The following is a 20176-nucleotide window of genomic DNA, read 5'->3' on the forward strand; positions in this document are numbered from 1 at the left end:
TCACCCCACTTGCTCATGGATGGTGGCGCAGACCTTCGCCCCAGCCTCCTTGGCGGCGGGCAGCAGCGAGCCGAGCCCGAAGAACCCGTGGAACATCCCGGCATAACGCACGCTCCGCGTGTCCACCCCGGCCGCGCGCAGCCGCTCCGCGTACGCCTCTCCCTCGTCACGCAGCGGATCGTGCTCCGCCGTGATCACCAGCGCGGGCGGCAGCCCACGCACGTCCGCGTTGATCGGGGAGCTGTACGGCTCGGCGCGCCGAGCGTGGTCGGGCTGGTAACAGTCCCAGTACCACCGCATGTGCGCCGCGGTCAGGAAATATCCCTCCGCGTTCTCCGCATGCGAGGGCGCGTCCTGGGCGGCGTCGGTGACGGGATAGATCAGCACCTGCAGCGCGATCGGCGGCCCGCCCTCGTCCCTGGCCTTCAGGCACGTGACGGTCGCCAGGTTCCCGCCCGCGCTGTCGCCGGCGACCACCAGCCGGCCGGGGTCCGCGCCCAGCTCGCCGGCGTGCTCGTACACCCAGCGGGTCGCGGCGTACGCGTCCTCGACGGCGGCCGGATAGGGGTGCTCCGGCGCCAGCCGGTAGTCGGCGGACACCACGACCACGTCGGCGTCCGCGCAGATCAGGCGGCAGACGGGGTCATGGGTGTCCAGCGTGCAGAGCGTGAACCCGCCGCCGTGGAAGTACACGACCACCGGCCGCCCCTCTCGCTCCCCCGGCGGCCAGTAAACGCGCACGGGGAGGTCCCCCGCCATCCGATCCTCCACCCGGCCCACTTTGTACGGCTCGGCCGCCAGCGGGGGCATTTCGGCCAGGATCCGCCGGGCCTCGACGGGGTCCGTCACCTCGGTGCCCACCTTGGGGAAGACCGCCGTCATCGCGTCGATGACCGCTCTGGTGAGATCGTCAACGGCCATGTGTTCACTCACCGTCCGTACGGGAGAGCAGCACGGTCTCCCCCGCCGTCCAGCCGCCGTCCACCGCCAGCTCGGCGCCCGTGATGTAGGACGCGGCGTCGGACAGCAGGAACGCGATCGCCTCCGCCACCTCCTCGGGCTCACCGCACCGCCCGGCCGCGACCAGCGGGAACCTGCCCTCACCCGAGACCGCGCCGTGCGGGAGCGTCATCGCGGTGACGATCATCCCGGGATGTACGGAGTTGACCCTGATCCGGTGGGGGCCGTACTCGATCGCGGCGATCTTGGTGAGGCCGCGGACACCCCACTTGGACGCGCCGTACCCACCCGTGCCGGGGAGCGCCGTCAGACCGGCCGCCGACGACAGGTTCACGATCGAGCCGCCGCCTGACGCGCGCATCGGCGCCACCACCGACTTGAGCCCGAGGAACACACCGACCAGGTTGACCTTGAGCACCCGCTCGAAGTCGTCGAGCGAGTACTGCTCCAGGGGCGCCGAGGGCGCGATCCCCGCGTTGTTGACCAGCCCGTCGAGCCGGCCGTACTCGTCCAGGACCTCCTCGACCACCTCAGCCCACTGATCCTGATCGGTCACATCGTGCGGGATAAATCGTGATTCGAGGTCTTTTGCGGTGGCGGCGCCGTCCTCCACCAGAACATCGGTGATCACCACACTCGCCCCCGCCGCGACGCAGCGGCGGGCCGTCGCGGCGCCCATGCCCCTGGCGCCGCCGGTGATGAGCACTACCTTGCCGTCAAGCATGCGTGGCTCCTTCGCGGTACGTGAACTGAACCACGCCCCCACGAGACAATCAAGAGCTTGCTTGGTCACACAGAGCTTGTCCGGCCACGCATCCGCCCGGCACTCGCACTATCCTCTAGGCAGCGGCCAACCAGCAGGAAGCGAGGACGATGATGGACATCATTCTCATCATCCTGGCGGTCCTGGCCTTCCTCGGCCTGGTGGCCGGCGTCGGCATCTACTTCCTGGTCAAGCTGGGCCAGAAAGCGGCGAGCAAGGCCAAGCAGGCGGCGACCCAGCTGACCACGCACGTCAACGCCATGGGCCCCGGCGACGCCGCCGAGGTCGAACGCCTCCGCCTCGACCTGCGCCGCGAGGTCTCGATCACCCGCCAGGCCGTCGAACACACGCAGCGCCAGGGCTGGGGCCTCGGCGACCTGCCCCGCCTGCTGGCCGACCTGTCCGCGCAGGCCGACATACACGACGCACAACTCGCCATGTACGCCCAGCAACGCCGCGCTTCGCCGTACGTCGACCACGCCACGCTCCACCGCCTACGCGAGCACCAGGCCAAGCTGACCGCCATGTGCGCCCGCATCCGCGTCGACCTCCTCGGCGACCAACTCCAGCACGCCGCGGCCGGCATCGACGACCTCAACTCCCGCACCGACCTGGAGATCGAGGCCCGCCGCCGCCCCCCGGACCCGCTCGACGAGATCGACGAGCTCTATCGCAGAAGCACACAGGAGCGCCGAGACCTCCCCTGACGCTTACCCGGCGTGACATGATGACGCCGTTCAGTCAGCATCGGCGGAGGCGTACGCGATGACCACGGCACTTCCCGAGTGGTTCTACCCGGGCCCCTCCGGCGGCTGGACCGCCGACATGCTCGACCACCTTCCCCCCGACGCGCCCAAGCATGTCGAGCTGATCGATGGGTCGCTCATCTTCAGGCCGCCGCAGACGGGCTTCCACATGCTGACCGTGAGCCTCCTCACCGACCGCACCCTCGGGATGAACACCCCACCCGATCTCGTCGTCGCCCGCGAGATGACCGTGACGCTCGGCCTACAGCAGCGCCCCGAACCCGACGTTCTCCTCGTGAAGAGATCGGCGCTGACGCTCTCCGTCACGTCCTTCAAGCCAGAGGACGTCCACCTGGTCGTCGAGGTGGTTTCCGACGAGTCGAGAGAACGCGACCGGACGACCAAGCCCACCAAATACGCGAATGCCGGCATCAAGCACTTCTGGCGGGTGGAAGGGGAAGAAGACGCCAAGCCCGTCGTCTACACGTTCGAGCTTGAGCCGGCGGTCCGGGCCTACGTGCCCACCGGCATCCACCGCAAGCACCTCCAAGCCGACATCGGTTTCCCTGTGGACATCGACCTCGACCTCGACACGTTCATCGGCTGACCTCCCGCCCCCAGGTGCGGTGGATGAACGCGTCATACTCCTCCGCACTGGCGCCGCCGTCGAGCATGGCCCGGGCCGCTTGCGCCTGCCGGGTGGTGGGAAGCCGCCCTTCGAGCAGGATCGGCAGCGAGAGCCGCCGCGCCAGCAGTTCAACCGCCGAGATCCCGTACGGCCTGCGCACCACCGACACGTTGACCCGCAGCGCATGCTCGTTCCCGGGCACGACTCCCGGCCGATCGACCTCGATCGCGACATAACGGAAACCGTTCGCCAGATCGCACGGCCCGCACCCGGCCGGGCCCCGGCTCAGCCGGCCGCCGCACTCGGTGCAGGTCAGCCGGTCGTAGGCCGCGTCGACCACCCGCCACGGGTGCCTGTCGGGCTCGTCGACCACCATCTCGGCGATGACCCGCTCGTCGGCCTGCTCGGCCGTACCGAACTCCCGCTCCAGGAACGCCCGCCAGCCGTCCTCGACGATCTGGTCCACCAGCCTGGCACACCGGACACACTCCGGAGCGCCGGCCGGTTCCCAGTGGGAGCACTCCTCGCATCGCCGCACTCCAGCACCATACGAGCGACGGCGAACCGCTTCACCTGATTATCCAGTGGTGCCGGCGCTGGGCGGGGACTGCCCACACCTTCGTGGTCGCCCCAATGGCAGTACCGGCATGCCGCAAATGGCGGCCTACCACAAGGGAGTCATAGATGCTCAAGTATCGCTTTTTCAGCGCTTAAAGAGATGGCGTGTAAGGGGTCAAGCCTTCGGGGGGCTCAACCAGGTCAAAGCGGGATATGAAAAATTTGAGTGCAGTTTATTCCCACAAGCATAAGATGCGGAGAAAATCTGCCTACGCTTGTTCGCAACGCACCGTTCAGATCTCACATCATACCGAAAGGGATACCGATGCACACACTACCCGATATATCGACCGGAAAAATCGTCGAGAAGGACGAGCAGGACCGGCCCCTAGCGGTGGTTGGTGAGGACGATCGTTCGTGGGCGTGCGGCTTTTCATACCGCCAGAGCTGGGACGAGGCGCTAAATAGGGCCATCACCGGCGTGACGGGGTCCATCAACAGCATTCCAAATTTCACCTTCGACCTCTGGACCACACAGGGGGTTCTCCCCAATTCGGGCTACAACTCGGTGCTGGGAGTCGGCTTCTACTTCACGCCCTGGGAGAACTGAAGCGAGTCCTGCTCGCCAGCCTCGTATCACTCACTGGAAAGCGCCTTTGAACTGGGAGGATAGGCCTTGTCAAAGGCCTGCCAGCACCAGATTCAAAGGCGCTTTCCTGGCCTCACGCTTTCAACGCTTCGGCCCTGAGTGTGGATGACAGGGAGACGGACATGGGCCCAGCCCCATTCTGCGTGATCGTGTGGTGGCCGGTCAGGTCCACCAGGTAGGCGGCGGCGGTGACGGGCGAGGGGCGGGTGTGCAGTCAGATCGCGGTCAGCCGGTACGAGCCGTAGTGGTCGGCCAGGTGGAACGGGATACGCCAAGGAGTCGCGCGGGCAATCGTGAGAGTCGCTCGGCGGCTGACGGCTAATTGATTCGACACCATTAGCCACTGTCTGTCCGGATAAATATTCCGAGGATATTCTCTTATATAGTCTGGCCGTCGCGCGCGTGATATCTTCCTTTCTCACAAAGCCACGCCTGCGGGAGCCATTCGTGACACGACGCCGCCAGCTCGCACTGGTGATCCTCGCCCTCGGCATATTCCTGGCCATCACCGGCGTCACGGTTTTCGTGCTGCTGCGCTCTCCCGAGTCGGTCAGGCTCACCGTGCGGTCCGACACCCGGCTGGTGCCGCTGTCGCTGCCCGGTACGGCCGAGGGGCAGTGCGCCGACGGGGTGTGCCGGTCCACGTACACCGTCGAGAAGGGGCAGCGGACTCGGTCCGTCAGTGTCGTTCCGCGCGAGGCGCTGCCCGCCGGGGTGCGGCTGGCCTATTGGGGCTGCCTCGAAGGGCCGGGCGCGGCCACCTGCACGGTCCAGTCGGACCGCCACGGGTCGGTCTGTGTGACCACGACCGGGCCCGCCGACGTGGCACGCAGACCGTGCGGCATCGTGCCGAGCCCCGCTCCCACCGTCGACCAGGCGGGCACCCTGTTGGTGGTGCTCAACACCAAGTGGCGCGTCACGCTCTCCGGGAACTTCACCGAGCCCTGCTCGAACGGCGGCGTCGCTGGCCGGAGGTGTGAGATAGCCGTCGCGCCCGGCAAGATCTACCACCTACGCGCCCAGTTCGAGCGCGCCGCTGATCCGTACCCGAAGGCGGCGCGCACGTGGGACTTCCATGTGGCGACGTACGAGGGGTGTGACAGCGGCGCCGGGCACGCCGACGCGATCACTTGCATCGTCTACGGCGGCGCCGGGGCCAAGACCGTGTGCCTGTCCACTCTCGACCCCATGGAGCAGAAATTGTCCCGTGAATGCGCCGAAAAAGGGCAGGCTCAATGATTGGACAGAACAGAAAATATGTTGTGATTGCCGCGTTAATCATGGCGGTCGGTGGGTGCGGCGGAACCAGTGGCGTGGCCGAAAAGGTCGCGACAACTCCCGCTTCGCCGCCTGTACGGGGAGTGCCGCTGGTCGTGCTCATGCCCACCGCGTGGAGCGGCGGCATCGGCACCGATCTGCCCGGTCAGACGTTCTGCGCCGACGTCCGCGAGCGCGGCAAGCCGCGGCCCCAGGCCGTGGCCTGCCGGTTCGTCGTTCCGGAGGGCACAGTCGTGCGCCTCACGGCCAAGGCGCGCGACCGGCATCCGGACCTGGTCCACGAGTTCGACACCCTCCGGCTCGACCTGTGCAGGAACGGCGAGTGGTCTGCCAACACCCGCACCGCCACCTGTACGGTCTCCGTGAAGACCGGCACCGTGCTCTGCCTGGGCTCCAACGACCCCACCGAGGCCATGGTCCGCATCGTCTGTCCGTGGGCCGAGCAGGGCGCCGCCGTGCTGCCCGCCATCGCCCCACCCGGGTTCACGTTCGGCTCGCACACCGGACCCACCTACGACGCGTTGCTGAGCTGAGCAGTGACGGCCGACGAGCAGCGACACCTGATGCGCACCGGGATGCGCGACCGGCTCGGCCGCTGGGCCCGCTCCACGGGCAAGGGACTGCACCGCTGGTCGCCACCCACCCTGATCGGGGTCCTGGCGACAGGGGCGCTCGTCCCGCTGCTGCCCGCGGCGGGCGTGGCCGTCGGAGGCGTGCTCGGGGCGGCGCTCGGCGTGCTGGCCTCGGTCGGTGCGAACGTGCTCACCGACGTACTCAAGGCGGCCATCGAGACCATCGAACCGGACCAGCCCAGGGAGGCGCTGGAGGAGGAGGTCCAGCGGCGCATCGAGGAGGCGCTGGAGGCGGGTGATGAGCGGGCCGGATCGCTGCGCGCCGACATCGCCCGGATTCTCCAAGAGGTCGGTGTGGTCAGCACGCTGGTCAGTGAGGCGGTCGAGCTGGACGACCGAGAGCTGCAGTCCCAGCTCATGGCCGGGCTGACCGCGGTGGGCGAGGGATTCGGCGAGTTCCGGTTCCTCCTCGGCGATGTGGCCGCCGCGCTGAACGCGATGCAGGGCAGCATCGACCGGCAGGGCGCCAAGCAGCGCCAGATCATCGACCTGCTGCACCAGCAGTCAGCCAACACGCGGCTCATGCGCGAGGACCTCGCGACGCTCAGGAGGCGCAGGGGCGGCGGCAGGCAGGCGCCCGCGGAGCGGTGGACGGGTGGGGCGCCGTACCGGGGGCTGGTGCCGTTCGGCGAGAGCGACGCGGCCGTCTTCCACGGCCGTACGCAGGCCGTGGCCGAGCTGGTCGGCATCATGGCCGCCCGGCTCACGGGCGTCGGCCTAGTGGTGGTGACCGGGATGTCCGGCGTCGGCAAGTCGTCGCTGCTGCGTGCCGGGCTGCTGCCCGCGCTGGCCCGCGAGGCACTATCCGCCGAGGCCGCCACGTGGCCCCGGATGGTGGTCACGCCGACGCGGTCGCCTCTGAACGTGCTGGCCGTACATCTAGCGGCGTTGTCGGGAGCCGATCCGGTCGCGCTGCGCGAGCGGCTGGCACTGGCCCCTGCTCAGGCGCGGCTGCTGGCCAGGCAGGCCGTGCTCGCCGAGGCAATGCGCCGCCAGGCGGCGGGCGGCCGAGGTGAGGAGCTGCGGCTGGTCCTCGTGGTGGACCAGTTCGAGGAGCTGTTCGCGCCCGACGGACCGCCCGAGGAGGAGGCCGCCGCGTTCGTCGCGGCCCTGCACGCCGCCGCGTCCCCTGCCGGGGACGGCGGTGAGGGGCCGCCCGCGCTGGTGGTGCTCGTAGTACGCGGTGACCAGGCCGCGCGCTGCGCCCGCTACCCCGCGCTGCGGCAGGCGTTGCAGGACAGCCAGTTCGTCCTGGCCCCGATGGACGAGACGGGGCTGCGGCAGGCCATCACCGGCCCGGCGGACGCCGCGGGGCTGCGCATCGGCCAGCGGCTGGTCGAGACCATCCTGGCTGAGTTACGCTCCTCAGCGCCGGACGCCGAGACGGGCGCGCTGCCGCTGCTGTCCCAGGCGATGCTGCTGACCTGGGAGAAGCGCAAGGGCGACGAGCTGACCATTGGCGACTACGCGCTGTCCGGCGGGGTGCGCGGCGCCGTGGAGAAGGCCGCGGAGGAGGCCTACGCCGCGCTGGCGCCGGAGGATCGTGAGGTGGCCCGCGACGTGCTGCGCCGCTTGACCCTGATCGACCGCGACGGGCGCGCGCTCTGCCGCCGGGCGCCGCTGAAGAGCCTGCCAGAGCGGGCCGGACCGGTGCTGACGGCGTTCGCCGGGAAGCGGCTGGTCGTGCTCGGGAAGGGCACCGCCGAGCCCGCCCACCAGGTGCTGCTGACCTCCTGGCCGCGGCTGCGCGAGTGGCTGGATACCGACGTCGCCGAGTGGAAGCTGCATGGCCGTTTGGCCCACGACGCCGACCAGTGGTTGCTCACCGGACGGGACTCGTCGTTCCTCTACGGCGGGCGGCAGCTCAGGGCGGTCCGTTCGGCGTCGGAGGGCTGGCAGGCAGACCCCGGTCGCTACCCCATGCTGGAGGGCGCCGCGCGGGAGTTCCTCGACGCTTCCTCCGAGGCCGAGGCGGCGCGTGTCCGGCGATGGCGCCTGACGCTGGGCGGAGTGGCAGTGCTATTGGTGGTGGCGCTGGTCGCCGCGCTCTCGGCGGTGCTGGCGGGCAGGGAGGTGGACCGCGGCCAGGCCGAACAGCTCTCCCGGCGGCTGGCCTCACGCAGCGAGGCGGACGCCGACCCGGCGGCCGCCGCGCTGCTGGCGGCGGCCGCATGGGGGGCTGCGCATACCGACGAGGCCCGCCACAGCCTGCGCGTCGTGGCGGCGGGTCCCCACCGCGGCACGCTGGAGGCCCACCTAGGCGGCGCGAACGCGGTCGCGTTCAGCCCCAACGGCAGGCTGCTGGCCAGCGCGGGCGCCGACAGCCTGATCAGGCTCTGGAACCCGGCCACGCGCAGGCTGATCGGCAGGCCGCTGGCGGGCCACTCTGACGAGGTCACCTCGCTCGCGTTCAGCCGTGACGGCCGCACGCTCGTCAGCGCGGGCCGTGACCGCACGGTCCAGGTGTGGGACGTGGGCGCGGGCAGTCGGGTCGCGACGCTGGCGGTCGGCGACAGCGGCCCCATCGCCTTCGGCCGGGACGGCGCCACAGTCTTCACCGGCACCCGCCTGTGGGACCTGGCCACACGCAGCCCGGTCGGCGAGCCGCTGTCCACCACCGCGGCCGCGGTCGCCTACAGCCCTGACGGCCGCCTGGTCGCCACCGGCGATGAGCGCGGCACGGTACGCCTATGGGACACCGCCATCCGCCGCCAGAGCGGCCCGGATCTGACCAGCGCCGGCCGCCCGCTGGCCTTCGGCGGCGGGTACCTGCTCACCGCAGGGGACGCCGGGCTCCGCTTCTGGACGGGCGCCACCGGCAGGGCGGCGGGAGACCTCCCTGGCTGCCCGGCGGGTACCCGGGCGGACAGCGCCGCGTTCAGCGCCGACGGCGGGACGCTCGCGCTCGGCTGCGGCGATCGCACCCTGCGGCTATGGGACGTGGCCGCCCGGCAACCGCTCGGCGAGCCGATCCGCGGCCACACGGACGCCATCTCCTCGATCGTGTTCAGCCGCAACGGCGCGACGCTGGCCACAGCGGGCCACGACGGCACGGTCCGGCTGTGGAACTCCAGCCCGCCGCTACTGCTGTCCGTGCCCAAGCGAAACGGTCCGATAGCGCTCGACCCGCGCGGAACGGCGCTGGCCACGGGCGGCATGGGCAACGGCGACTGGCGGGTCAAGCTGTGGGAGCCGTCGACCGGCCGCAGCACCGCGCTGGGCGGGCACAAGAGCTGGACCACCGCGCTGGCGTTCAGCCGCGACGGCACGAGGCTGGCCGCCGCAGCCGACGAGGTCGTACGGATCTGGGACCGCCCCGGCGGCCAGGCACGCGCGGTCCTCGTGGGCGACAACAGCGTGCAGTCGCTGGCCTTCTCCGCCGATGGCCGGTCGCTGCTGGCGGCCGGGTTGGGGTCCGGGTACGAGGTGATCCAGTGGGACATGGCGTCCGGCCGCAGGCTGCGGACGTACCGGCCGGCCGTGGGCACGCCGCCGCTGGGCCACCTCACGCTCAGCCCTGACGGCCGTCTGCTGGCCACGGCCGAAGGCAGAACCGTGCAGTTGTGGGACCTCGCGACCGGACGGACCGTGGGCGCGCCGCTGAGCGGCCACGCGGGCCTGGTCAACGACATCACGTTCAGCCCCGATGGCGGGCTGGTCGCCACGGCGGGTTCCGACCGGACGGTCAGGCTGTGGGACGCCGCCACCGGGCGGCCCTCCCGCGAGCCGCTGACCGGGGACGGCGACGACGTTCTGGCCGTGGCGTTCAGCGCCGACGGCCGCGTGCTGGCCTCGGGCGGCCGGGACCAGACCATCCGGCTGTGGGACGTCGACAGCCGGTCGGCGATTGGCCGGCCACTGACCGGGGCCGGGGGCTTCGTGACGGATCTGGCGTTTCTCCCGAATCCTGGCGTCCTCGCCTCCCTCGACCGCACAGGAACGCTGCGGTTGTGGGCCACTGGGGAGCCGCCCGACCTGGTGGCGGCGGCCTGCGCGGCGGCGAGCCGCCCGATGACGCGTACGGAGTGGGAGCGTTACGCACCCGGGGAGGCATTCGTGCCGGTCTGCGAGCACCCGGGAGTTTTCCCGGTCGTTCCCGTCTTCCCGTCGCCACTGGCCGTCGTCACGCCCGGCGAGCCGAAGGCGACGGCCACGCGGCTGAGCGCCACGCGGGTGAGCGCCGCCCAACTCGCCGGAGGGTATACGTTCGTGCTGGACATGGACCGCACCAAGGCGGCATTCCTGCCGGAGGCCCCCGCGCAGACGTACCCGCTGCAGCAGGAGCTGGACCGGCTGGCCGGGATCTACCAGGCCGACGGCTCGGTCCGACTGGAGGCGGCCTGCGGCGGGCCCGCCTGCGCGCTGCGTCTGACAGGCTTTGCGGGCGAGGCGGCGATCACGCTGCGCCGCACCTCGAAGGGGACCTTCCGGGCTGCGCGCGGCGGGCGGAGCTGGACTGTGGAGCCCGGCGCCGTTGACGCCGGGCGAGTGACAGCCTTCTCACTCACTTACCGGGTGACGGATCCGTCGGGCAAGTACAGCGGCTCGCACGGCTTCCGGGCCGCCCGGGCGGCTAGCTGAGTGGCTCTGACCGTGGCCATCTGGGACAACCACGCCACGGGTCGGTGGTGGGGCGTCGGGAGGATGGCCGGGTTCGGCCGTTGGCGTCGTGTGCGCCTTACTACGCTCGGCCCCTCAGGTCGAAACTCTGATCGTCGGTATCTCGTGTCGATGAGTTTCGTGAACCTGAGGGGGCTGCAATGGGAGCATCTGACGCGGTGGACGCCTAAGGACCGACTGGTTCACCCATGAGCCGGTCCAGCGTCACCGGCCACCAGCACTCGGGCTCTCGGAACGCGTGGGGATCCAAGTCCCTGAGAGTGAGCGCGAGCGCGGCCGTCTCCTCGGTACCGGTTCCCCGGCCTCCGCTTCCTGGAGACGAAGTGTGCTTCCCACCCGGTAGAGAAACTCGATGAACGTTCTGAGGGAGCTGTTCACCACTTCGGCTTCGGAACCGCTGGTGGTGAGTGCCATACGGACGATGAAGCCTTCTCGGACGTCTAGGAAGAAACGCGCGCGAAAATCCTCTTCCGGTCCGCCGAGGAACAGGACTCTGTTCAGGACACCGTTCGCCGAGAACTCTTCGAGGTCGAACAGACGTGGTTTCCCGATGACATCCGCTGTGAACAACGGCGCGTCGCGGGGCAGTCCCACGTGCGAAAGGAGCCGCTCGTCCTCCTTGGACAGTCCGATGTCCCGGGCCTCGTGGCGGCGGTGCAATACCTTGACGATCCGGCCTACGAAGGCGCCACGGCGGAGGGGATCCTCGCGCTGGTGCTGGAGGAATACGACCTCGCGTTCTTTGTCGTGGTGGACGAAGAGGGTGTCTTCCGCGGATTCTGACGCTACGTCTGGGTGGTGCTCCTGTGGTGCGCCATCCTTCGGCGTCCGCCAGGCACCGAGGGCGAGTCCGTGATGTGCCGGTTTGGGCGGGTGGGTGAGTGTGTGGGAGGAGGCCGAAAATTCAGTTGCCACGACCAGGCCCCGCTCGGCATACTCAGCCAGGCTGGGCACAGCGCGTTACGCAACCGTGTAACCAGCGCGTGTCGCAGCCTGTACGTGGAGAGAGAAGGGAGGTCGAGACCGTGATGACGACTGTTCGCGTGCCGTTTTCCGCGTCCTCTGACCTCCCCACCGGGACCTCGCCAATCTGATCGCTGAGCCGGTGGGCCTCATTTCTGGAGAAATCCCACCGTGCCTAAGCACTCCTCGCCCCGCCGCCGGGGCAAGTACGCCCTCGACGCCGATGACCTCGAATGGCTCGACAGCGCCCCCGTGGACGACGGACCACCTGTGGGTGACCGCTGGTCGACCTGGGACCAGAGCACCCCCACCGAGCGCGGCCCGAAACCGCACCCGGACTGGCTCATCACCGAGCTCGCCGCCGTGGACACCGAACTCGGCATCCTCAAAACCGGCAAGGAAGCAGACGTCCACCTGGTCTCCCGCGGCGTACCGGACACGGACCGGGTCTGCCTGTTGGCCGCCAAACGCTACCGCTCAGCGGAACACCGCTTGTTCCACCGAGACGCCGGTTACCTGGAAGGCCGCAGCACCCGCGAAAGCCGCATGAATCGCGCCATGGCCAACCGCACTGCCTTCGGCAAGCAACTCATCGCCGGCCAGTGGGCCGCGGCCGAATTCGGCGCCCTGTGTCGCTTGACCGAACTCGGCCTGCCAGTCCCCTATCCGGTGCAGATCGTCGGCACCGAGATCCTCCAGGAATTCATCGGCACCTCGGACGGCTACGCGGCACCCCGCCTCGCCAACGTCTCGGACGACCTGGACGACCTCTGGGCCCAACTGGTGGAGGCGCTGGTCGTCCTGGCCAGGGAGGGTCTGGCCCACGGCGACCTGTCGGCGTACAACCTGCTGGTCCGCGAGGGCAGGCTGGTCATCATCGACCTTCCCCAGATCGTCGACGTGATCTCCCATCCCACGGGCCCGCGCTTCCTCGACCGTGACGCCCGCAACGTAGCCACCTGGTTCGCCGCGAAGGGCGTCGCGTCGGCAGACCCCGATGCCCTCTCCGTCCTGCTCCAATCAGAAGCCGGGATGCTCTGACACCCACGCGCTGGACGTACGCCGCACACTGCTCAGGGTCGCCTGCCGCGGTGGTGGACTGACCTGCAGTGACGAATTGCTGGTTGATCGCACGTTCAGCGCGTTGTGATATTGCCATCGCATCGACCGCCATGGACAACCAGCAGCACCACCTAAGCAGCGAAATGTAATTATATGGTTGCTGAATGCTACTTTCTCCGCTTTTGTCCACATGTGTCGCCTCCTGGTCGGGAAGCGCCTAGGTGGACGGGCAAGCCGTCTGGGCTGTTGTAGGGGGTAGTGATGTCTCTGCGTGTCACGTTCACCGGCGTCGCCGCGGTTGCCATGGTGGTCCTGATGAGCTGGTCACCGGCGTCGGCGCGGGCCGAGGTGAAGGTCTCGGAGCAAGATGAACAGTTTCTGAGGCAGGCCCATCAAGGCAATCTCGCCGAGATCGCCGCCGGCAAGGTCGCTCAGGCCAAAGGAACAGCCGAAGACGTCCACTCGATCGGAGCCACTCTCGTCACCGACCACACCAAGCTCGACACCGCGGTGAAACAGACCGCGAGCAGTCTGCGGGTGTCACTGCCTGCTAAGCCCGCCTCGCAGGACCGGGCCATGTTGGAGCGCGTGGCCGCGCTGTCCGGCTCCGCCTTCGACCGGGCCTGGGTCACCGCGATGATCAAAGGCCACCGAGCGGCTCTGGAGCTCGGCAAGCAAGAACTCCGGGCGGGGACCTCGCCGGAGGTCAAGGCGCTCGCCGAGTCCAGCGCGCCGGTCATTCAGCGGCACCTGAGCCTGTTGCTCGCGGCGCAGAAGACCGTCGGGAAGCCGCACGCCCTTGCCCCCGGAGACGGTGTCCTGGCCAGGCGCCAGGCCGCGAAGCGGTGGCAGGGTTTCGGCTCCTGGGCGGTCCCCTTGCTGCCCTGACCGGCGTCCTGATGTGGGCGCCGCCCAGGCCGTGGCTGCGCCAGAACGCCCGGAGCGAAGCGGACATCCTTTCTCCGGCCGGTCGTCTACTTGACCCCCGCCTCCCGCATGTCCCGCAGCTCCCGCTTGAGCTCCTTGATCTCGTCGCGCAACCGGGCAGCCACCTCGAACTGCAGATCGGCCGCAGCCTGGTGCATCTGCTCGGTCAGCGACTCGATCAACGACTCCATCTGTGCCCGGGGCATCTCACCGGCGATGGTCTTGGCGTGCTGCCCGGTCTGGCGGGCGACGAACCCGGGCACAGGCGCCTTGCCGCGCGACTGCTGGCGGCCGCCCCCGAGGAGCCGGTCGGTGTCGGCGTCCTCGCGCTGCAACGAGTCGAGGATGTCGGCGATCTTCTTGCGCAGCGGCTGCGGGTCGACGCCGTTGGCCTCGTTGTAGGCGACCTGCTTGGCCCGCCGCCGGTTCGTCTCGTCGATGGCCCGCTCCATCGACGGCGTGACCTTGTCGGCGTACATGTGGACCTGTCCGGAGACGTTACGGGCGGCCCGGCCGATGGTCTGGATCAGGGAGGTCTCCGAGCGGAGGAAGCCTTCCTTGTCCGCGTCGAGGATGGCCACCAGCGACACCTCGGGCAGGTCGAGGCCCTCGCGCAGGAGGTTGATGCCGACCAGCACGTCGTAGTCGCCGGAGCGCAGCTCGCGCAGCAGCTCGATGCGGCGCAGCGTGTCGACCTCGCTGTGCAGGTAGCGGACCCGGATGCCCAGCTCGAGCAGGTAGTCGGTGAGGTCTTCCGACATCTTCTTGGTCAGCGTGGTGACCAGGACCCGCTCGTCGCGGTCGGCGCGCTCGCGGATCTCGTGGACCAGGTCGTCGATCTGCCCCTTGGTGGGCTTGACGACCACCTCGGGGTCGACCAGCCCGGTCGGCCGGATGACCTGCTCGACCACGTCGCCCTTGACCCGGCCCAGCTCGTAGGAGCCGGGCGTGGCCGACAGGTAGACGGTCTGGCCGATGCGCTCCAGGAACTCCTCCCACTTCAGCGGCCGGTTGTCCATCGCCGAAGGCAGGCGGAAGCCGTGGTCGACCAGGGTGCGCTTGCGGGAGGCGTCGCCCTCGTACATCGCGCCGATCTGCGGCACGGTCTGGTGGGACTCGTCGAGGACCAGCAGGAAGTCTTCGGGGAAGTAGTCGAGCAGCGTGTTGGGGGCGCTGCCCGCCTCGCGGCCGTCCATGTGGCGCGAGTAGTTTTCGATGCCTGAGCAGGTGCCGATCTGGCGCATCATCTCGATGTCGTAGGTGGTGCGCATGCGCAGCCGCTGCGCCTCCAGCAGCTTGCCCTGCCGCTCCAGCTCGGAGAGCCGCTCGGCCAGCTCCGCCTCGATGCCGGTGACGGCCGCCGCCATCCGCGCCTCGCCGGCGACGTAGTGGGAGGCGGGGAAGATGTAGAGCTCCTCGTCCTCGGTGATGACCTCGCCGGTCAGCGGATGCATGGTGGCGAGCTTCTCGATCTCGTCACCGAACATCTCGATGCGTACGGCCAGCTCCTCGTACTTCGGGATGATCTCGATCGTGTCGCCGCGCACCCGGAAGGTGCCCCGGGTGAAGGCGAGGTCGTTGCGTGTGTACTGCATGTCGACCAGGCGGCGCAGCAACTGGTCGCGGTCGATGTCCATGCCGACGCGGAGCCTGGCCATGCGGTCGACGTATTCCTGCGGCGTGCCCAGGCCGTAGATGCAGGACACGGAGGCCACCACGATCGTGTCGCGGCGGGTCAGCAGCGAGTTGGTCGCCGAGTGGCGCAACCGCTCGACCTCGTCGTTGATCGAGGAGTCCTTCTCGATGTACGTGTCGCTCTGCGGGACGTACGCCTCAGGCTGGTAATAGTCGTAATAAGAGACGAAATATTCAACAGCGTTGTTGGGCAGCATCTCCCGCAGTTCGTTGGCGAACTGCGCGGCGAGCGTCTTGTTGGGCTGCATGACCAGCGTGGGCCGCTGCAACCGCTCGATCAGCCAGGCGATCGAGGCCGTCTTGCCGGTGCCCGTGGCGCCCAGCAGGACGTTGTCCTTCTCCCCGGCCTTGACGCGGCGCTCCAGCTCGGCGATGGCCGTCGGCTGGTCGCCGGAGGGAGTCATCTCGGTGACGACCTCGAAGGGCGCCACCTTCCGCTGCAAATCAGTGACCGGTCGCATGCTGCCACTTTAGGCGGCGCCACTGACAGAAACCGTCACCCGGTGATGGGACAGGCGTCGCGTACGGTACGGCCACCTCGACCTGGGGATGCGCCAACCGGCTCATGTCCTTCGACAGAACGGCTTACTGCCATCCACGCGCGGAGCGCCACTCACGCCCAGCTGCGCCGTTTCATGGGATCAGGCAGTGGCCGCAAGATCCGCTACGCCGGCCCGCTCGTCGCGGCACTCGATCTCGATCACGTACCCCGGCCGCTGGACATGCTGCTGGCCCACCTATCCGGCAGTCGGAGATGCTGATTCTTTCATCGCCGAGTGAAGCGGGCGCGGGCTTGGTGGCGTCGTCGCCAGGTTGACCAGGCGTTTTACCTCTGTGACGGCGAGGGGGATCAGCGGGTGGGGACTGGTCGGGGGCGGTGGTGAACCGCCTCTGGTGGTCCGTCTGCCCAAGGCGGTCTCGTAGGCACGCATCGTCCGCACGATCGTGGCGCGTTCAGCCGGCGTGAGGTCGGCCAGGACCTCCGCCCACGCCAGCGCGCTGCCCGCCAGCCACTCGCGGATCGGCGAGACGTACTCCGGTGCGATCGCGACGACCCGCCGTCGTCGGTCGGCATCGTCCTCTTCCCGCGTCAGGACACCGCGGCGAGACAGGTCACCCACCATCAGGCTGACGGTCGTCGGAGCGACCTCCAGCCGCTCCGCCAACTGGCTCACCGTGAGGGAACCGTCGTGCTGCAGGTAGGCCAGCAGCGACAAGTGGCGGGGCGCGAGATCAAGCGTCCGCAGCGACTCCGGCATGGGCAGCCGTTTGGCTCGCCCGACGAGCCTGGGCATCAGCAGCAGCATGGACCGCACCGCCTGGTCCGTCGTCATATCGTCCGCGTTGTTGACCATCTGACCCCTAATCAACTATCTTTGCATTCAAAGTTAATTTGAGAGCAAACAGGAGACTGACAATGCCACACCTGACGGTCCGAGTCCTGGAGCCACAGCTCGAGGGCAACGAATCGGCCCTCATCGCCGCGCTGACCGACGCGGTAGTGGATGTGTACGGCGAGTGGGCGCGCGACGTCGCGGTCATCTACCTCGATGGCGTACCCGCCGGGCGGTGGGGCCTGCGGGGCGAGCCGGTCAACGAGGCCGCACCCGCGATCATGTTCGGTATCCGCGAGGCGGCGTTCACCCGTCCCGACAGCGGCGAGCTCATTGCCAAGCTCGTGCGAACCGTCACCGACGCCGTCGCCGACGTCCTCGGGGCGCATTTGCGCGACACCATCACGGTCGAGCTCGTCGCCACCCCGGCCGGCCGCACCGCGCTCGGAGGCGTGATCGTCGACAGCTAGTGCCGTGACCGGAAGCCTTCGCGCGGGTAGCCTCGGGCAAATGATCACGAACCGCCCCACGGCGCGCGTCATCCTGGTCGATCCCGCCGACCGCGCGCTGATGTTCCGCTTCGTCCCGCCCGACCCCTGGCCCCGCGAGCCCGCATGGCACCTTCCCGGCGGCGCGATCGAACCCGGCGAATCAGCGGTGGAAGCGGCGTGTCGCGAGGCTCACGAAGAGACCGGCTTCGTTATCACGCCCCACGACCTGGGCGAACCGGTGGCAGTCAACGCGGGAGAGTGGTCCATCCGGGGAAGCCGCTACTACACCGTGCATACGTACTTCTTCGCCCGGGTCCCATTGGGGGAAATTTCCGGATCTGGAGATGACGGATTCGGGCACCGATGGTGGACCGCGGCCGAGCTCGACTCGACCACGGAGCGGGTCTTTCCGCCCGGGCTGGCCGTACTGCTGAAAGACCTGCTCCAAGGAGTCCGGCACGAGCGGCTCGTCACTCTCGACTGGTGAAGCCGCGCAGCGTGCCTCTAGCCCGGCGAAGGTTTCCGGCGGCACTGGCTCGCTTTCCGCACCGTGAGTGGTCTTCAGTGGAGATCGCGTGGATCAATATCAAGGAGATCCAGGAGTTGGAGGTCGGTGGGGTGCGGGTCAAGCCGATCTTCAATCGCCTCGACCTGCGGAAAGCGTGGCTGGCGGGTCTGCTACTGACAACAGGGGAGGCTGCTACCGGCAGTAGTCAGCCCGGTCCGGATCCTTTGTGGAAGTACGTCAAGCGGACCGCTCCCCGATCCGCGGAAAAGGGGTGGTGGAGAAGACGATCTCGACCGACACCTCGAAGTATTCGGCGATCCGCAGCGCCAGGTAGAGGCTCGGGCTGTACTCGCCGCGCTCCAGATACCCCACTGTCTGGTAATGCACGCCGAGAGCGTCGGCGAGCTGCCTGCGGGTGACACCGCGTTCGGCGCGCAGCAACGCGATGCGGTTGTAGACGATCTCGCTCATCGCCGCCTATCTTCTCAGCCGATCAGCCGATACGTTGCAGTGCTCGGTCGCGGCGCAGCTGCATCAGCGAGCCGGCCTCGCGCCGGGCCATCCTGCGCAGGATCGGTGGCGCCAGCAGCAGGCCGGCCACGGACCAGGCACCGAGTACGCCGATCGTCTCCAGGGTGTGCCAGGAGCCGCCGATCTCCGCGGCCGCGGCGGAGGCGGGCGACAGCGCCGAGCGCATCCCGAGCCCCAGCCAGTACAGCGGGAACACGTGCGCCAGTGCCTGCAGCCAGCCCGCCAGTGCCGTCAGCGGGTAGAAGATCCCGGAGATGGCGGTGAGGCCGCCGACGGCGAGCATCGACAGCCCGGCAACCGTCTGCGGGCTGTTGGCCAGCGAGCCGACGATCGCGCCCAGCGGCAGGGTGGCCAGCAGCCCGAGAAGGATCACCCAGGCCATGGTCAGCCAGCCGCCCGGCCCGGTACGCGTCAGCGACGGCACAAGGAACAGCCCGGCCACGAGCACGATCAGCACGCTGATCACGGTGGTGAGCGACACCGACACGATGCGGCCGACCAGATAGCCGACCATGCCCTGCGGCAGGGCCTTGGCCCGCAGCAGCGTGCCGTCCTCCCGTTCGACGGCCAGCGAGCCGACCGCGCCGAGCAGGGCGTTGAAGGCGGTCAGCATGCCGAGGACGCTCGGCAGGGTGACCGCGGCCAGCGAGAGGGACGTGCCGGGCAGCGTCGCGTCCCGCTGGAAGTACATCACGACGACCAAGGCGACCGAGGTGACGGCGGTGAAGCCGATGTCCTGCGGGTTGACCACGGAATTCTTGAACTCCGTCCAGCCTCGCGACACCCCGAGCCGGGCGGCGTGCAGCGTGGGGTTCATCCTTCGTCCCTCCTGACGATCGCCATGTAGGTGTCCTCGAGCGTCGCCCGCCGTACCTCCAGATCGCCGATCTCCTCGCCGTGCTGCGCGAACAGGTCGCGGACGAAGCCCGTGGCGTCGTCGGTGGCGTGGACGAAGTGCTCGCCGCCGACGCTCCAGCGCACCTGCGCATCGCGGGAGACCTGCCGGGCCAGGCGGTCGGCGCTGCCGTCGGCGACGATCTTCCCGTCGGCCAGGATGAGGATCCGGTCGGCGAGCTTCTCGGCCTCGTCCAGGTCGTGGGTGGTGAGCAGGATGGTGGTGTCGTCGAGGTCCGACAGCCGGTGCACGAGGTCGTGGAAGTCGCGGCGGGCCTGCGGGTCGAACCCGGCGGTGGGCTCGTCGAGGAACAGCACGTCAGGGCGCCCGACGATGCCGATGGCGACGTCGAGGCGGCGGCGCTGGCCGCCGGAGAGCCGGGCGACCCGCTTGTCGGCGTGTTCGGTGAGGCCGACGGCGGCCATCAGCTCATCGGTCGGGAGCGGGCGGATCCTGCCCTCGTCCGAGTACGGCGCGTAGTAGCGGCCGAAGTGGTCGAGCAGGTGGCGGACCCGCCAGCGGCCGTGGTCGCGCCACGACTGCAGCACCACGCCGAGCCGGGCCCGCCACCGCTCGTCGCCGTGGGCCGGGTCGGTGCCGAGCACGCGTGCGTCGCCGCCGGAGCGTACCCGGAAGCCCTCGAGGATCTCGATCGTGGTCGTCTTGCCCGCGCCGTTCGGGCCGAGCAGCGCGATCACCTCACCCGAGCGCACGGTGAAGTCGACGCCCTGGAGCACCTCCACCGGCCCATAGCGCATGCGCAGATCACGGACCTCGATGACGGCGGAATCCGCCGGGTCCGCTAACCCGGAGCCCTCATCCAGCTCCCTCATGACCTTCATCAGATCCTCCCGATAGTAGGTCTACTACATTGATAGCACGCCTACTACCGATTGCAAGAGAAGTGCGATGACCGCTTGCAAGCGAATAGTAAGT

General features: G+C 69.0%; 20 protein-coding genes. 11 read left to right on the top strand and 9 right to left on the bottom strand.

The annotated features are described in order from the left end of the window. Positions 1-921, bottom strand: a complete 921-nt coding sequence (locus tag KLK06_RS22550) for an alpha/beta hydrolase (protein WP_214637558.1) — start codon at positions 919-921, stop codon at positions 1-3. Positions 922-925: 4 nt separating this feature from the next. Then, positions 926-1684 carry a glucose 1-dehydrogenase gene (locus KLK06_RS22555; protein WP_214637559.1) on the bottom strand — a complete coding sequence of 253 codons (759 nt, stop codon included), beginning with the start codon at positions 1682-1684 and terminating at the stop codon, positions 926-928. Positions 1685-1833: 149 nt separating this feature from the next. Here KLK06_RS22555 and KLK06_RS22560 point away from each other — a divergent pair, with 149 nt between their 5' ends. Together KLK06_RS22560 and KLK06_RS22565 are read left to right on the top strand one after the other, a co-directional pair. Beyond that, on the top strand, positions 1834-2430 hold the full coding sequence (locus KLK06_RS22560) for a hypothetical protein (protein ID WP_214637560.1): 597 nt from the start codon (positions 1834-1836) through the stop codon (positions 2428-2430). Between the two features lie 58 nt (positions 2431-2488). Further along, entirely contained in the window at positions 2489-3076 is a 588-nt protein-coding gene (locus KLK06_RS22565; protein ID WP_214637561.1) for a Uma2 family endonuclease, read from the top strand. On the opposite strand, the gene KLK06_RS22570 is transcribed toward KLK06_RS22565, so the two are convergent. After that, a complete protein-coding gene (locus KLK06_RS22570; protein WP_214637562.1) occupies positions 3066-3563 on the bottom strand; it encodes a hypothetical protein in 498 nt (165 codons plus the stop codon). The two genes, KLK06_RS22565 and KLK06_RS22570, sit on opposite strands and share 11 nt — an antisense overlap. A gap of 417 nt (positions 3564-3980) precedes the next feature. On the opposite strand from KLK06_RS22570, the gene KLK06_RS22575 reads away from it, so the two are divergent. From KLK06_RS22575 to KLK06_RS62400, 4 genes are all read left to right on the top strand, one after another. Next, positions 3981-4265 (top strand): hypothetical protein, encoded by a 285-nt coding sequence (locus tag KLK06_RS22575; RefSeq protein WP_214637563.1) that lies wholly within the window; start codon positions 3981-3983, stop codon positions 4263-4265. 486 nt (positions 4266-4751) lie between these two features. Then, a complete protein-coding gene (locus KLK06_RS22580; protein ID WP_214637564.1) occupies positions 4752-5543 on the top strand; it encodes a hypothetical protein in 792 nt (263 codons plus the stop codon). Positions 5544-5617: 74 nt separating this feature from the next. After that, positions 5618-6115 carry a hypothetical protein gene (locus tag KLK06_RS22585; protein ID WP_214637565.1) on the top strand — a complete coding sequence of 166 codons (498 nt, stop codon included), beginning with the start codon at positions 5618-5620 and terminating at the stop codon, positions 6113-6115. Positions 6116-6118: 3 nt separating this feature from the next. Next, positions 6119-10795, top strand: a complete 4677-nt coding sequence (locus KLK06_RS62400) for a WD40 repeat domain-containing protein (protein ID WP_214637566.1) — start codon at positions 6119-6121, stop codon at positions 10793-10795. 243 nt (positions 10796-11038) lie between these two features. Here KLK06_RS62400 and KLK06_RS22595 read toward each other — a convergent pair whose 3' ends face one another. After that, the gene (locus KLK06_RS22595) at positions 11039-11494 is read right to left on the bottom strand and encodes an SUKH-4 family immunity protein (RefSeq protein WP_214637567.1); all 456 of its coding nucleotides are present in this window, start codon (positions 11492-11494) and stop codon (positions 11039-11041) included. On the opposite strand from KLK06_RS22595, the gene KLK06_RS61555 reads away from it, so the two are divergent. From KLK06_RS61555 to KLK06_RS22605, 3 genes are all read left to right on the top strand, one after another. Then, positions 11489-11617 (top strand): hypothetical protein, encoded by a 129-nt coding sequence (locus KLK06_RS61555; RefSeq protein ID WP_284735092.1) that lies wholly within the window; start codon positions 11489-11491, stop codon positions 11615-11617. The genes KLK06_RS22595 and KLK06_RS61555 overlap by 6 nt on opposite strands. Before the next feature lie 351 nt (positions 11618-11968). Then, positions 11969-12838: a serine protein kinase RIO gene (locus tag KLK06_RS62405; RefSeq protein WP_214637568.1), complete on the top strand. Its 870-nt coding sequence runs from the start codon at positions 11969-11971 to the stop codon at positions 12836-12838. 282 nt (positions 12839-13120) lie between these two features. Next, positions 13121-13747 carry a DUF4142 domain-containing protein gene (locus tag KLK06_RS22605; RefSeq protein ID WP_214637569.1) on the top strand — a complete coding sequence of 209 codons (627 nt, stop codon included), beginning with the start codon at positions 13121-13123 and terminating at the stop codon, positions 13745-13747. Positions 13748-13833: 86 nt separating this feature from the next. Here the strand turns inward: KLK06_RS22605 and uvrB are convergent, their stop codons facing one another. Together uvrB and KLK06_RS22615 are read right to left on the bottom strand one after the other, a co-directional pair. Continuing rightward, positions 13834-15942, bottom strand: coding sequence for an excinuclease ABC subunit UvrB (uvrB, locus tag KLK06_RS22610; protein WP_214637570.1), 2109 nt, complete (start codon positions 15940-15942; stop codon positions 13834-13836). A 276-nt stretch (positions 15943-16218) separates the two neighbouring features. Next, entirely contained in the window at positions 16219-16815 is a 597-nt protein-coding gene (locus KLK06_RS22615; RefSeq protein ID WP_250905865.1) for a MarR family winged helix-turn-helix transcriptional regulator, read from the bottom strand. 83 nt (positions 16816-16898) lie between these two features. On the opposite strand from KLK06_RS22615, the gene KLK06_RS22620 reads away from it, so the two are divergent. Next, complete coding sequence (locus KLK06_RS22620; RefSeq protein ID WP_214637572.1) at positions 16899-17285, top strand: tautomerase family protein; 387 nt, start codon at positions 16899-16901, stop codon at positions 17283-17285. 40 nt (positions 17286-17325) lie between these two features. After that, positions 17326-17793: an NUDIX hydrolase gene (locus tag KLK06_RS22625; RefSeq protein ID WP_214637573.1), complete on the top strand. Its 468-nt coding sequence runs from the start codon at positions 17326-17328 to the stop codon at positions 17791-17793. Positions 17794-18051: 258 nt separating this feature from the next. Here KLK06_RS22625 and KLK06_RS22630 read toward each other — a convergent pair whose 3' ends face one another. Genes KLK06_RS22630 through KLK06_RS22640 form a run of 3 tightly spaced genes read right to left on the bottom strand, consistent with a single transcriptional unit; the run spans position 18052 to position 20082 of the window. Further along, positions 18052-18285, bottom strand: a complete 234-nt coding sequence (locus KLK06_RS22630) for a helix-turn-helix transcriptional regulator (protein ID WP_214637574.1) — start codon at positions 18283-18285, stop codon at positions 18052-18054. 22 nt (positions 18286-18307) lie between these two features. After that, positions 18308-19162 carry an ABC transporter permease gene (locus tag KLK06_RS22635; RefSeq protein WP_214637575.1) on the bottom strand — a complete coding sequence of 285 codons (855 nt, stop codon included), beginning with the start codon at positions 19160-19162 and terminating at the stop codon, positions 18308-18310. Next, entirely contained in the window at positions 19159-20082 is a 924-nt protein-coding gene (locus KLK06_RS22640) for an ABC transporter ATP-binding protein (RefSeq protein WP_214637576.1), read from the bottom strand. The genes KLK06_RS22635 and KLK06_RS22640 overlap by 4 nt, the downstream gene beginning before the upstream one ends. Between the last annotated feature and the right edge of the window lie 94 nt (positions 20083-20176).

It is taken from the genome of Nonomuraea sp. NEAU-A123, assembly GCF_018603905.1.
In the GTDB taxonomy this organism is placed as follows: domain Bacteria; phylum Actinomycetota; class Actinomycetes; order Streptosporangiales; family Streptosporangiaceae; genus Nonomuraea.

Bases quoted from the DNA above. Each gene is read 5' to 3' on its own strand.
- KLK06_RS22550 (WP_214637558.1), bottom strand. From the start codon at position 921: ATGGCCGTTGACGATCTCACCAGAGCGGTCATCGACGCGATGACGGCG.
- KLK06_RS22555 (WP_214637559.1), bottom strand. From the start codon at position 1,684: ATGCTTGACGGCAAGGTAGTGCTCATCACCGGCGGCGCCAGGGGCATG.
- KLK06_RS22560 (WP_214637560.1), top strand. From the start codon at position 1,834: ATGATGGACATCATTCTCATCATCCTGGCGGTCCTGGCCTTCCTCGGC.
- KLK06_RS22565 (WP_214637561.1), top strand. From the start codon at position 2,489: ATGACCACGGCACTTCCCGAGTGGTTCTACCCGGGCCCCTCCGGCGGC.
- KLK06_RS22575 (WP_214637563.1), top strand. From the start codon at position 3,981: ATGCACACACTACCCGATATATCGACCGGAAAAATCGTCGAGAAGGAC.
- KLK06_RS22605 (WP_214637569.1), top strand. From the start codon at position 13,121: ATGTCTCTGCGTGTCACGTTCACCGGCGTCGCCGCGGTTGCCATGGTG.
- uvrB (WP_214637570.1), bottom strand. From the start codon at position 15,942: ATGCGACCGGTCACTGATTTGCAGCGGAAGGTGGCGCCCTTCGAGGTC.
- KLK06_RS22615 (WP_250905865.1), bottom strand. From the start codon at position 16,815: ATGACGACGGACCAGGCGGTGCGGTCCATGCTGCTGCTGATGCCCAGG.
- KLK06_RS22620 (WP_214637572.1), top strand. From the start codon at position 16,899: ATGCCACACCTGACGGTCCGAGTCCTGGAGCCACAGCTCGAGGGCAAC.
- KLK06_RS22625 (WP_214637573.1), top strand. From the start codon at position 17,326: ATGATCACGAACCGCCCCACGGCGCGCGTCATCCTGGTCGATCCCGCC.
- KLK06_RS22630 (WP_214637574.1), bottom strand. From the start codon at position 18,285: ATGAGCGAGATCGTCTACAACCGCATCGCGTTGCTGCGCGCCGAACGC.
- KLK06_RS22635 (WP_214637575.1), bottom strand. From the start codon at position 19,162: ATGAACCCCACGCTGCACGCCGCCCGGCTCGGGGTGTCGCGAGGCTGG.
- KLK06_RS22640 (WP_214637576.1), bottom strand. From the start codon at position 20,082: ATGAAGGTCATGAGGGAGCTGGATGAGGGCTCCGGGTTAGCGGACCCG.